12 protein-coding genes are annotated in these 12306 nt (G+C 71.1%); 10 read left to right on the top strand and 2 right to left on the bottom strand.

Annotated features, from left to right (window positions below):
- Nucleotides 1–17 precede the first annotated feature (17 nt).
- From nadD to O7610_RS13050, 8 genes are all read left to right on the top strand, one after another.
- Nucleotides 18–629, top strand: coding sequence for a nicotinate-nucleotide adenylyltransferase (gene nadD / locus O7610_RS13085; protein WP_281551020.1), 612 nt, complete (start codon nucleotides 18–20; stop codon nucleotides 627–629).
- A gap of 110 nt (nucleotides 630–739) precedes the next feature.
- Nucleotides 740–1138 carry a ribosome silencing factor gene (gene rsfS, locus O7610_RS13080; protein ID WP_281551019.1) on the top strand — a complete coding sequence of 133 codons (399 nt, stop codon included), beginning with the start codon at nucleotides 740–742 and terminating at the stop codon, nucleotides 1136–1138.
- Nucleotides 1135–1764 (top strand): histidine phosphatase family protein, encoded by a 630-nt coding sequence (locus O7610_RS13075; RefSeq protein WP_281551018.1) that lies wholly within the window; start codon nucleotides 1135–1137, stop codon nucleotides 1762–1764. The genes rsfS and O7610_RS13075 overlap by 4 nt, the downstream gene beginning before the upstream one ends.
- A gap of 105 nt (nucleotides 1765–1869) precedes the next feature.
- Nucleotides 1870–2745 (top strand): DegV family protein, encoded by an 876-nt coding sequence (locus tag O7610_RS13070; protein ID WP_289213384.1) that lies wholly within the window; start codon nucleotides 1870–1872, stop codon nucleotides 2743–2745.
- A gap of 218 nt (nucleotides 2746–2963) precedes the next feature.
- On the top strand, nucleotides 2964–3737 hold the full coding sequence (locus tag O7610_RS13065; RefSeq protein ID WP_475052199.1) for a ComEA family DNA-binding protein: 774 nt from the start codon (nucleotides 2964–2966) through the stop codon (nucleotides 3735–3737).
- Nucleotides 3734–6193: a ComEC/Rec2 family competence protein gene (locus O7610_RS13060; protein WP_289213382.1), complete on the top strand. Its 2460-nt coding sequence runs from the start codon at nucleotides 3734–3736 to the stop codon at nucleotides 6191–6193. Before O7610_RS13065 ends, O7610_RS13060 begins: the two co-directional genes overlap by 4 nt.
- A gap of 150 nt (nucleotides 6194–6343) precedes the next feature.
- The gene (holA, locus tag O7610_RS13055; protein WP_281551015.1) at nucleotides 6344–7330 is read left to right on the top strand and encodes a DNA polymerase III subunit delta; all 987 of its coding nucleotides are present in this window, start codon (nucleotides 6344–6346) and stop codon (nucleotides 7328–7330) included.
- Nucleotides 7327–7980, top strand: coding sequence for a hypothetical protein (locus tag O7610_RS13050; RefSeq protein WP_289213381.1), 654 nt, complete (start codon nucleotides 7327–7329; stop codon nucleotides 7978–7980). Before holA ends, O7610_RS13050 begins: the two co-directional genes overlap by 4 nt.
- Before the next feature lie 123 nt (nucleotides 7981–8103).
- On the opposite strand, the gene rpsT is transcribed toward O7610_RS13050, so the two are convergent.
- Complete coding sequence (gene rpsT, locus O7610_RS13045; protein ID WP_278170679.1) at nucleotides 8104–8370, bottom strand: 30S ribosomal protein S20; 267 nt, start codon at nucleotides 8368–8370, stop codon at nucleotides 8104–8106.
- 209 nt (nucleotides 8371–8579) lie between these two features.
- A complete protein-coding gene (locus O7610_RS13040; protein ID WP_281551013.1) occupies nucleotides 8580–9605 on the bottom strand; it encodes a phosphotransferase in 1026 nt (341 codons plus the stop codon).
- 194 nt (nucleotides 9606–9799) lie between these two features.
- On the opposite strand from O7610_RS13040, the gene lepA reads away from it, so the two are divergent.
- Nucleotides 9800–11686, top strand: a complete 1887-nt coding sequence (lepA, locus tag O7610_RS13035; protein WP_281551012.1) for a translation elongation factor 4 — start codon at nucleotides 9800–9802, stop codon at nucleotides 11684–11686.
- Complete coding sequence (locus O7610_RS13030) at nucleotides 11683–12204, top strand: NUDIX hydrolase (RefSeq protein WP_281551011.1); 522 nt, start codon at nucleotides 11683–11685, stop codon at nucleotides 12202–12204. Before lepA ends, O7610_RS13030 begins: the two co-directional genes overlap by 4 nt.
- The last annotated feature ends 102 nt before the right edge of the window (nucleotides 12205–12306 follow it).

The raw sequence follows: 12306 nt of genomic DNA, 5'->3' as shown, positions 1-12306 counted from the left end.
CGGCATACGATTCGTCGATGGACGATGGCATCCGTCGGGTCGGCATTATGGGCGGCACCTTCGATCCGATCCACCAGGGTCACCTGGTCGCGGCGAGCGAGGTGGCCGAGCGCTTCGCGCTCGACGAGGTGGTCTTCGTGCCGACCGGGGATCCGTGGGAGAAGGCTGGGCTGACGGTCACCCCGGCTGAGGACCGGTACCTGATGACCGTGATCGCGACCGCGTCGAACCCGACGTTCCAGGTGAGTCGGGCGGACATCGACCGGCTTGGCCCGACCTACACCGTCGACACGCTGCGCGACCTGCACTCGGTGTACGGGCCGAAGACGCAGCTGTTCTTCATCACCGGCGCGGATGCCCTGGAGAAGATCCTGTCCTGGAAGGACACGGACGCGATGTTCGAGTTGGCCCACTTCATCGGGGTGACCCGGCCGGGGTTCGAGTTGTCCGACGCGCACCTGCCGGCCGACACGGTGTCCCTGGTCGAGGTGCCGGCGATGGCGATCTCGTCAACCGAGTGCCGGGCGCGGGTGGCTGCCGGCAAGCCGCTGTGGTACCTCGTGCCGGACGGGGTGGTGCAGTACATCGCCAAACGTCGGCTGTACGAGACGGAATCTTCGGGTGAATGACCCCCTGCTGTCACAATATAGGTAATATATCCGTATTTTCTGGCTGGGCGAGTGTGAGAGGCTAGAGCAGCGAAGCTGTCTAGCTGAAGGAGTGTTGTCGAGGTGATCCGATGAGCGCCTCAGAGCGCGCGCGGGAGATGGCCCTGACGGCCGCCCAGGCCGCCGCCGACAAGAAGGCGCAGGACATCGTCGTCATCGACGTGGCCGACCGAATGGCGATCACCGACGCCTTCGTGCTCGCCTCCGCGCCCAACGAGCGCCAGGTGCTGGCGGTCGTCGACGCCATCGAGGAGAGCCTGGTCCGGCTGCCGGAGAAGGCCAAGCCGATCCGGCGTGAAGGCGACCGTGCCGGCCGGTGGGTGCTGCTCGACTTCAACGACATCGTGGTGCACGTCCAGCACACCGAGGAGCGCGAGTTCTACGCCCTCGACCGGCTCTGGAAGGACTGTCCGGTCATCCCGTTCGTCGACCGTGACCTGGTCGAGGCCGAAGCCGGGGCCACCGAGTGACCCGGTTGATCGTCTGGCGGCACGGCAACACCGACTGGAACGCCGCCGACCGGGTGCAGGGCCAGACCGACACCGCCCTCAACGACCTCGGCCGGGCCCAGGCCACCGCCGCCGCGCCGCTGATCGCGGCGCTACGACCGGACGCGATCGTCGCCAGCGATCTCCAGCGGGCAGCCGACACCGCGGCGGCCCTGGCGGCACTCACCGGCCTTCCGGTCCGTTCCGACCCCCGGCTGCGGGAGCGGCAGTACGGGCTCTGGCAAGGGCTCACCATGCCGACCATCGCGGAACGGTTCCCCGCCGAGCACGCCCGCTGGCGGGCCGGCGATCCGTCGCCCGGCTGCGCTGTGGAGAGCCTCGACGACCTTGGCAAACGGGTCGGGGAGGCGTTGCAGGACGCGGCTGACGCGATGCCAGGCGGGACTGTGGTGATCGCCACCCACGGCGGGGCGGCCCGGCAGGGCTGTGGCCATCTGCTCGGCTGGGGGGTGCCGGTGCTGCGTACCGTCGCGCCGCTGCAGAACTGCCACTGGACCGAGCTACGGTACGACGAGTCGCGGGGCTGGCAACTGCGGGCACACAACGTCGGGGTGAGCAGCACCCGGGACATTCCCGCCCCGGTCTGACCCGGCAGCCGGTCCGACCTGATCGCCGGCTTGATCCGGCAGCCGGTCCGACCCCACAGGTCGCCTGGTCCGGCACGATTGCCGATGATCAGCTAGCGTGCCGGCATGTCCGTCGCGGTCGTGACCGACTCCACCGCCTACCTGCCGGCCGATCTGGCGCAGCGGCACCACCTCACGGTGGTGCCGCTGACCGTGCTGGTCGACGGCATCGAACGTCGGGAAGGCCTCGATCTGACCCCGACCGAGGTGGCCCACGCGTTGACCACGCGGCGCTCGACGGTCAGCACCTCGCGACCCGCGCCCGAGCAGTTCGCCGAGACGTACCGGCGACTGCTGCGCACCGGTAGCTCCGGGGTCGTGTCGGTGCACCTGTCGGCCGGGCTGTCCGGCACGGTCGCGGCCGCCGAACTGGCTGCCCGGCAGACCGGCCCGGACCGGGTCGCGGTGGTGGACAGCGGCTCGACCGGCATGGGGCTGGGCTTCCCGGCGCTCGCCGCGGCGACGGTGGCGGCTACCGGGGGTGACCTGGCCGAGGTCAGCGCCGCCGCGACCGCTGCAGCGGCCCGCACCCGAACGTTTTTCTACGTCGACACGTTGGAGCATCTGCGGCGCGGTGGTCGGATCACGGCGGCATCCGCGCTGCTCGGTACGGCGCTGGCGGTCAAGCCGATCCTGCACGTGCCGGACGGGCACATCGTGCTGCGCGACAAGGTACGTACCGCCGCCCGTGCCCTGGCCAAGCTGGTCGACCTCGCCTGTCTCGCGGCCGGCGACGCCTCGCGGGTCGACGTCGCCGTGCACCACCTCGACGATCCGGACCGGGCCGCCGCCCTGTGTGCCGAACTGACCTCCCGGCTGGGCGACCGGCTCCAGGACGTTCACGTGACGCAGATCGGGGCGGTGGTGACCGCACACGCCGGCCCCGGTCTGCTCTCGGTCGTGGTGCACCGGCGGGCGGGCTCCCTGACCGCCGGCCCATAGCAAGATCCGGGTCTGGTACGGGGCACTGTCCACAACACGCCGGTCGTCCACAGCCCTGCCCGCAGTCCGGTCCACCGTCCTGGCCGGCGGCCTAGCTTCTGCACGTGATCGACGACGACACCGTCCAGCGTCGGCTGGCCCGGCTGACCCGCGCCGACGGCGGCCTACTGACCCGCGCCGACGGCGGCCTACTGACCCGCGCCGACGGCGACCTACGGGTGCTGGTAGACCCCGTCCGTTCGTCCGTCCGCGACCTCGATGACCCGGCCGGATCGGGCGACCCGATCGATGGCGATGACCCGGCCTTCTCTGGGGCGACCGCCCGGCTGCCCGCCTTCGACCCTGGCCGGCGGGGGGTGCGGGCGCTCGCCGCCGTGGCTGTCGTGGTGGTAGCCGGCGCCGCGCTGCTCGCCTGGCGGGCACGACCCCAGGTCGAGCCGGTGCCGTCCGCCGACGGCGCCTCGGCCCAGGGCGCCCCGGTGTCGGCCGTCGCCGCCGGCCCGAGTCCTGAGGGCCGCCCCGCTGCGGCAGGACCTGGGACGACCGGCACCGGCGGGCCGACACAGCTGATCGTCGCGGTGACCGGCCGGGTCCACCGGCCAGGCCTGGTGACCCTGCCGGCAGGTGCCCGGGTGGCCGATGCCCTGGAAGCAGCCGGTGGCGCACTGCCCGACACCGACATCGCCTGGCTCAATCTGGCCCGCCCGGTCCAGGACGGCGAGCTCGTCGTGGTCGGGGTCACACCTCCGCCGGGAGCCGAGACTGGACCTGCCCCGCTCGCCGGCCAGCCGGGCGAGACCGGCAAGGTCGACCTGAACGCCGCCAGCCAGCAGCAGTTGGAGACGCTGCCGGGAGTCGGCCCGGTGCTCGCCCAGCGGATCATCGACCATCGCGAGCGGGTGGGTGGGTTCGCGTCCGTCAACGACCTGCGCAAGGTCAGCGGCATCGGCGACGCGCGGTTCGACCAACTGCGTGAGCTGGTGACAGTGTGAAGGCGTCCGGCGGTGACCGGGTCGGGCCGCCTGATCTGCGGCTGGCCGGGTTCGCGGTGGCCTGCTGGCTGGCAGCCTTCGCCGTGGTGTACGGCACGGCCGTACTGGCGGTGGCACTGGTCAGCGGTGGCGTGACGCTGGTCGGTCTGCTCGGCGTCTACCTGACCAGAGGTACGGGCACCGGCCGCAGCCGCGCTGCCAGGCCGCCCGGCGGTTACGCCGACCTGCCCCGGCTGACCAGGTGGATCCACGCGTACGGCTGGCTGGCCATGGCGGTGGTGCTCGGCGTCGTCTGCGGTGCCGCCGCTGCCGGCGCGCGGGTGGCGGCGCGGGACGCCGGGCCGCTCGCGGCGCTGGTCGACGACCGTGCGGCGGTCGCCGCGGAGCTGGTGATCCGGGACGATCCTCGACGGGTCAGGTCGGCGGTGGCCGGACCGCCGCTGTGGCTGGTACCGGTCCGGCTGGCCAGCCTGTCCGGCTCGCCGGCCGTCGGGTCCGACCACGGCGTCGCCGGCCGGCTGGTCGGTCCGGTGCGGTTGCTCGTCCTCGGCACCAGCAACGCCTGGGACGGGCTGCTGCCCGGGCAGCGGGTGCGGGTCGCCGGCCGGTTGGCGCCACCGCGCGGTGGTGATCTGACCGCAGCAGTGCTGTCCACCGGGGAAGATCCGACGCCGGTCGGGTCCTCGAGCTGGGCGCAGCGGGCGGCCGGTGTCCTGCGGTCGGGCCTGCAGCGCGCCTGCGAGCCGTTGCCAGACCAGCCCGGTGGCCTGTTGCCCGGTCTCGTCGTCGGCGACACCAGCCGGCTGGATCCTGCGGTGGAGGAGGACTTCCGGGCCACCGGGCTGACCCATCTCGTCGCGGTGAGTGGGTCCAACGTCGCGGTCGTCGTCGGGTTCGTCCTGCTCGGGATGCGCTGGTGTCGGGCTGGTCCCGGCCTGACAGCGGTCGCGTGCGCCGTGGCGCTGGTCGGCTTCGTGATCCTGGCCCGTCCCTCGCCCAGCGTGGTACGGGCCGGGGTGATGGGTGCGGTCGGGCTGCTCGCGCTGGCGACCGGACGTCGGCGGGCGGCGTTGCCGGCGCTCGGTGCGACCGTGGCCGTCCTGGTCGTGGTCGATCCGGAGCTGGCCTCGGACGCGGGTTTCGCCCTGTCCGTACTGGCGACCGGTGGTCTGCTGCTGTTCGCACCCGGCTGGCGGGACGCGATGGTGGCCCGTGGTGTACCCGCTCCGCTGGCGGACGCGTTGGCGATCCCGGCGGCGGCGCAGCTGGCCTGCACCCCGGTCGTCGCCGGCCTATCCGGACTGATCAGCCTGGTCGCGGTCCCCGCCAACCTGCTCGTGGTGCCGGCGATCGCCCCGGCGACGGTGCTCGGGGTGGCGACAGCCGTCGTCTCACCGGTCTGGCCGGGCGGTGCCGAACTGCTCGCCTGGCTCGGTCACTGGCCGGCCTGGTGGCTGGTGACGGTGGCCCGGTACGGGGCGCGGGTTCCCGCGGGTTCGCTGCCGTGGCCGGACGGGGCGTTCGGTGCGCTCTCTCTTGCCGCGTTGACGGTCGTCGTGCTGCTCCTGGCCCGTCACGGGTTCACTCGTCGAGTGCTGGCGGTCATAGCGGTCGGAGCCGTGGTCGGGGCCCTGCCGGTGCGGCTCGCCGCGTCGGGCTGGCCACCGGATGGCTGGGTGGTCGCGGTCTGTGCGGTGGGTCAGGGGGACGTGGTGGTGCTACCCGCCGGTGCCCGGTCCGCTGTGGTCGTCGACGCCGGACCGGACCCGGCTGCTGCCGACCGGTGCCTGCGCCGTCTCGGCATCAGCCGGGTGCCGCTGTTGGTGATCAGTCATTTCCACGCCGACCATGTCGCTGGCGTCGATGGTGTCCTGCGGCACCGTCTGGTCTCGGCGGTGGCGACCACCGGGTGGCCGGAGCCGGCTGCCGGCCGGGACGCGGTGCAGTTGGCGGCGGCGGCCCGAGGCGTCGCGGTCGGACCGGTTCCGCCCGGCTGGAGTTACCGTCGTGACCAGGTCGAGTTGATGGTGCTCGGTCCGACCGAGCCGTTCATCGGGACCAGGTCCGATCCGAACAACAACTCGCTGATGCTGCTGGCTGTCGTGGACGGAGTACGGATCCTGCTGACCGGTGACGCCGAGCACGCCGCGCAGGAAGCGTTGCTGGACCGGTTCGGGGCGGCCGGACTGCGGGCGGACGTGCTCAAGGTCGCCCACCACGGGTCGGCCTTCCAGGACGTCGGCTTCCTGGACGCGGTGGCTCCTGCGGTCGCGGTGGTGCCGGTCGGTGCCGACAACCGCTACGGGCATCCGGATCCCGGAGTGCTCGCCCGGCTGTCGGCACGGGGAGCGCGGGTGCTGCGCACCGATGTCGACGGTGATCTCGCGGTGGTACGGCGTGCCGGCGGGCTCGCGGTCTCCCACCAGAGAGCTGACATCAACTCCCGTACCGGCTGATCCGGGTGGGACGGAAGACCGCAGTCAACTGCGGTGTTCCGGTGCTGTTCGTGACAGCTCGCTGGCAAATGTCCCTATTATCGGAGCGTGATCGAACAACTACTCTGCGAGAAATTGGGGGTTGATCTCGGTGGTACGACCCGTGCGACTATGGCGGGCGTGAAAATTGCCGCCCCGCCCGCCGTGGTACTCGTGCTCGGGGACGAGGAACTTCTGGTCACTCGGGCTGTGACGGAAGCCGTCCAGGCTGCCCGGGCCACCGATCCCGACGCCGACGTACGGGAGTACGAGGCGGGCGCGGTCAGTGCCGGCGAGGTCGCCGAGATGCTCAGCCCGTCCCTGTTCGGCGGTCGGCGACTGCTCGTGCTGCGCAGTGGCCAGGACGCCCGCAAGGACCTGACCGCCGCGTTGCTCGGGTACGCGAAGCAACCCGATCCGGACGTGACGCTGCTGGTCACCCACGCGGGCGGCGCCAAAGGGAAGGCCTTCGCCGACGGGCTGCGGTCGGCCGGGGCGACCGTGGTGCCGGCGGCCAAGCTCAAGGGGCACCGGGAACGGGTCGCCTTCGTCCGAGACGAGTTCCGCCGCGCCGGCGGCCGGTGCACCGACGACGCCGCCGAGACACTACTCGCCGCCGTCGGCAACGACCTGCGAGAGCTGTCCGCGGCCTGCGCCCAACTGCTGGCGGACACGGGCGGCAGGGTCGACGCGGCGACCGTGGCCCGGTACTACCGGGGTCGCGCCGAAGTGAGTGGATTCACCGTGGCGGACGCGGCGATCATCGGCGACGTGTCGGGAGCCCTGGAAGCACTGCGGTGGGCCCTGCACGTCGGAGTCGATCCGGTGCCGATCGCCGACGCGATCGCCGACGGCATCCGTACCGTGGCCCGGGTCGCGTCCGCCGGTCGGGGGAGCCCGTACCAGTTGGCGAGCAGTCTCGGCATGCCCGCGTGGAAGATCGAGCGTGCGCAACGGCAGAGCCGGGGCTGGAGCGCGGAAGGCCTGGTTGATGCCATGCACGCGGCGGCGCGGTGCAACGCCGATGTCAAGGGCGGGTCGGACGACCGGGACTACGCACTGGAGCGGGCCGTTGTCGCGGTCGCGCAGGCCCGGCGCAGCGGTGGTGATCAGCGGTGAGCGGCCGCGACCATCGGGATCCGCGTGACCATTTGGACCCGGCCGACGAGCAGGACGCCATCGAGGACGAGTTCCAACCGGTCTACGCCCGGGCGCTACGGCTCCGGTACGTGCAGCCCAGCGGGCTGACCTGTCTGGCCTTCTTCGAGGGCAGCTTCGTGCTGGGTGGGCTGCTCGCCCTGGCGGAACTCATTCCCTGGTGGGGCATGCTGGTCCTGCCGGTCGCGGTGGCCGTCATGGTAAAGATCAACGATTTGGTCGCCGGTGCGGTCGAGCGGTCGGCGGAGCTGGTCCCCGAGCGGGAACAGGAGATATTCCGTCGTGAGGTGGTCTTGGCGGCCGGGCAGCCCGTACGGTCGGTGACCGGTACCCGGACCGGATCGGCGTTTCCGGCTGGCGGCACCGGCCCCGGTATCCAGACCGGCCCCGGTATCCGGATCAGGCGGATCGGTGGCGCCCACGTCGAGGCGACAGCCGCGACGGCTACTGCGTCAGCGGCGACCTGTGCGGCCCTCGCGGCTCCGACGGTCTTCCTGCAGACCGTCGGAGCCAACTCCGCTACCGCTGCTGCGCTTGCCGCGCCGACGGTGCTGCTGAACGTGCTTCACACCGGTCAGCTCAGCGATCACCAACCACCGGCACCCGAGTGACGTGAACCAGTTGGGTCGGGACCGACGCAGCTCAGCTGGGTTGGGCCCGGCTGGTGGCAATGGTCACCCCACACGGACCAGCCGACCTCGCGAGGTCGGCTGGTCCGTGTGGGAGCGGGTTCGTCAGGAGCCGATCGACTGCAGGCGCTTGGCGATCGCGGACTTGCGGTTCGCCGCCTGGTTCTTGTGGATCACGCCCTTGCTGACGGCCTTGTCGAGCTTGCGGCTGGCTTCCCGCATCAGCGCGGCAGCCTGCTCGGTGTCGCCGTTCGCGTTGGCCTCGTTGAACTTACGGACGGCGGTTTTCAGCGCCGACTTGACCGACTTGTTCCGCAGCCGACGCTTCTCGTTCTGCCGGTTGCGCTTGATCTGGGACTTGATGTTCGCCACGCGACAGCCTCGCCCTGCTCATCCGAAATCGAAACGACCAAAATGACAATCCGTTTGCGGCGTACGCGTCCGCCCGAGTCATCCCGGTGACCGGGTCCGACGCAGTGGCGGTCCGGACAGGTGCCGGAGTCCGACGGATGGTCGGGCCCGACAACCGGGATGCATGCTGGCGACGCGTGTCGCCACGCGCGAAGGGCAAGGTTACCAGCTCATCGGTGCGCCGGCCAAAACGGGCCGGACCAACCACGCCGGGCGGCCAGCCAGGCCAACGCCGTCTCGCCACTGAACCGCTGGTGGGCGCGGACATGCGGCGAGGCGCCGGTGGGCCCGGCGGACGCCCGGGTCAGCCAGTAGCCGGAGAGCGCCGCCAGCGCAGCGTCCAGCCCGCCGGGCGGCGCGTCGACAGCGGTCGGGTGCCGGGCGAACAGCGCGTCTGCGTCGAGGCCGCTGGCGTACGCGGTGACCAGCAGGCTCGTCGTGTCGAACCAGGCGGGACCGTGACACACCCAGGTCCAGTCGCAGATCCACGCCATCCCGGTCCGGTCGATCAGCAGGTTGTCGAGACGCAGGTCGCCGTGGATGACCGCGTCGTCGGACACCAGGCGGGGCAGGTCCGCCTCCAGCGACGCCAGCTCTGGCAGGTGCCGCCGGAGCAGCCCGTCGCCGTCGGTGTCGGTATCGAACACCGGCATGGCTTCCCGGCCGGCGGCGATCTCCTGCCACCAGGCCAGGTCGGCGCTGGCCAGGTCGGCCAGCCCGGGCAGACCGATGTTGACCAGCCCGGCCGGCGGCCGGCGCAGGGCGCGGGCCGCGCCCGCCCAGCTGGCCAGGGCTGCGTCCAGCTCGGCCGGAGCCCAGGGCAGCGCCGGCATCCGGCCGTCGACAGCGTCGAGACAGAGTACGAAGTAGCCGGCGGTGGTGAGTGTCCACCGCGGTCTGGCCGCCGCCACCTGGGCCGGGAGTTCGGCCGTCAGCGCCGCTTCGCGGGCGTACCAGTCGCTGAGGTGTCGCTGCTCGACCAGCGACGCCGCCTTGACGAACACCCGCTCACCGGCGGAGGTGGTCAGTGTCGCGGCGAAGCCCCGGGTGAAGCCGCCGCCGGCGCTGGTCGCCCAGGTCACCGGGCTGCCGAGCCGACCACAGATCGCCGCGCGTAGGTCGGGTGGGAGGTCCGCCCAGGCGGGTCGGACCGATGTCGCGTCGTACCGGATAGCGGGCAACCGCACTGTAGCCACCCCTCCATCCTGCCGCGCCGCCGCCACGAACCCCGGCAGCGGCACCCGGCCGGCACGCGGGTGCCACCCGGGTGGCCCGGTGGGTGGCCCGGTGGGTGGGCATGGCCACCCCGACGATCGGGCCGTGGGAACATAGGTGGCGGCCGGCGACGCCGGCTGAGACGACGGACTCCAGCCCAGCAGAACGGACCACCGTGCCTCCGACGCCCGACTCCGGCGTGAACGCCCCCGGTGCCACCGAACCCGGCAGCATCCGGAACTTCTGCATCATCGCGCACATCGACCACGGCAAGTCGACCCTCGCCGACCGGATGCTCCAGCTCACCGAGGTGGTCGACCCGCGCCAGATGCGGGCCCAGTACCTGGACCGGATGGACATCGAGCGGGAACGCGGCATCACGATCAAGAGCCAGGCGGTACGGATGCCCTGGACGATCCGCGCCGGTGAACGTCAGGGCGAGTCGGCTGTGCTCAACATGATCGATACCCCGGGGCACGTCGACTTCACCTACGAGGTGTCCCGCTCGCTCGCCGCGTGCGAGGGCGCGGTCCTGCTGGTCGACGCGGCGCAGGGGATTGAAGCCCAGACGCTGGCCAATCTCTACCTGGCGCTGGAGAACGACCTGCACGTCATCCCGGTGCTCAACAAGATCGACCTGCCTGCGGCGCAGCCGGAGAAGTATGCCGAGGAACTGGCGCATCTGATCGGCGGTGATCCGGCCGACTGCATCCGGGTCTCCGGCAAGACCGGGGAAGGCGTTCCGTACCTGCTCGACGAGATCGTCCGCCAGTTCACCCCGCCGGTTGGTGACGCGGCGGCACCGGCGCGGGCCATGATCTTCGACTCGGTGTACGACGTCTACCGGGGGGTGGTGACCTACGTCCGGGTGATCGACGGGCGGATCGAGGCCCGCGACCGGATCAAGATGATGTCCACCGGCGCGACCCACGAGTTGCTGGAGATCGGGGTGATCTCGCCCGAGATGATCAAGGCGAACGGGCTCGGTGTCGGCGAGGTCGGTTACCTGATCACCGGGGTGAAGGATGTACGGCAGTCCCGGGTGGGGGACACCGTGACCATCAACGGTCGGCCGGCGACCGAGCCGCTCGGCGGCTACAAGGACCCGCGGCCGATGGTGTACTCCGGGCTGTATCCGATCGACGGTTCCGACTACCCGGCGCTGCGCGAGGCGCTGGACAAACTGAAGCTCAACGACGCGGCGTTGACGTACGAGCCGGAGACCTCCGGCGCGCTCGGCTTCGGATTCCGCTGCGGCTTCCTCGGGCTGCTGCACCTGGAGATCATCCGGGAGCGGCTGGAGCGGGAGTTCAACCTCGACCTGATCTCGACCGCCCCGAACGTGGTCTACCGGGTGGTGATGGAGGACGGCGAGACGGCCACCGTCACCAACCCGAGCGAGTACCCGACCGGCAAGATCGCCGAAGTGCACGAGCCGGTGGTCCGGGCCACCGTACTGACCCCGAACGACTACGTCGGCGCGGTGATGGAGCTGTGCCAGGGCCGGCGCGGCTCGTTGCAGGGCATGGACTACCTCTCCGCCGACCGGGTGGAGCTGCGTTACACGCTGCCGCTCGCCGAGATCATCTTCGACTTCTTCGACCAGCTGAAGAGCCGGACCAAGGGCTACGCCTCGCTGGACTACGAGCCTTCCGGCGAGCAGCCGTCCGACCTGGTCAAGGTGGACATCCTGCTGCACGGCGAGCCGGTGGACGCGTTCAGCGCGATCGTGCACAAGGACAAGGCGTACAGCTACGGCACGACGATCGCCGCCAAGCTGCGCAACCTCATCCCCCGCCAGCAGTTCGAGGTGCCGATCCAGGCGGCGATCGGTAGCCGGGTGATCGCCCGGGAAACGATCCGGGCGATCCGGAAGGACGTGCTGGCCAAGTGCTACGGCGGCGACATCAGCCGTAAGCGCAAGCTGCTGGAGAAGCAGAAAGAGGGCAAGAAGCGGATGAAGATGGTCGGCCGGGTGGAGGTGCCGCAGGAGGCGTTCATCGCGGCCCTGTCCACCTCGGATGGCGGTGGCTCGGACGGGAAGTCCGGCGGCAAGCGGTGATCCCCCGTGGGTACGGCCCGAGCGCGGCGTACTGCCCGCGGTGCGGTGCCGGGCTTCCCGGCCCGCCGCCGGTTCGCTGCGGTGGCTGCGACTACCAGCTGTTCCAGAGTTCCCGGCCGACGGTCAACGTGGTGGTGACCGACCCCGCCCGTACCCGGTTTCTGGCCATCCGACGGGCCAAACCGCCCCGGGCTGGTCAGTGGGAGACCCCGGGCGGGTTCTGCGACGGGGCGGAGCACCCCCGGTCGGCGGCGCTGCGCGAGTGCCGGGAGGAGTTGGGCGTCGAGGTCGAGCTCGGTGCGTTGGTCGGCCTCTATCTGGGTGAGTACGAGTTCCAGGACGAGACGTTGAGCGTGCTGGAGTGCTTCTTCCTGGCCACCCTGGTCGGCGACCGGATCCGGCTTGATCCGGCAGAGGCCACCGAGTGTGGTTGGTTCGCCCTCGCCGAGCCGCCGTCGCTGGCCTTCACGACCATGGACGCGGCGGTACGGGACGTGGCGGCATCCTTCGGACGCTGACGCGGTTGCTCGTCCGGCGGAGATGAATCGGTTTGGTTGTCGCGATGGCCGGGAACTAAGCGGTCACCAAGGACAACGCGACATCTCCGACAAGGAGGAGAA

It is taken from the genome of Solwaraspora sp. WMMA2065 (genome assembly GCF_030345075.1).
GTDB lineage: Bacteria > Actinomycetota > Actinomycetes > Mycobacteriales > Micromonosporaceae > Micromonospora_E.
The sequence above is the reverse complement of the archived record's forward strand: the minus strand, read 5'-3'. Positions and strand labels throughout refer to the sequence as shown.

Bases quoted from the DNA above. Each gene is read 5' to 3' on its own strand.
- nadD (WP_281551020.1), top strand. From the start codon at position 18: ATGGACGATGGCATCCGTCGGGTCGGCATTATGGGCGGCACCTTCGAT.
- rsfS (WP_281551019.1), top strand. From the start codon at position 740: ATGAGCGCCTCAGAGCGCGCGCGGGAGATGGCCCTGACGGCCGCCCAG.
- O7610_RS13070 (WP_289213384.1), top strand. From the start codon at position 1,870: ATGTCCGTCGCGGTCGTGACCGACTCCACCGCCTACCTGCCGGCCGAT.
- holA (WP_281551015.1), top strand. From the start codon at position 6,344: ATGGCGGGCGTGAAAATTGCCGCCCCGCCCGCCGTGGTACTCGTGCTC.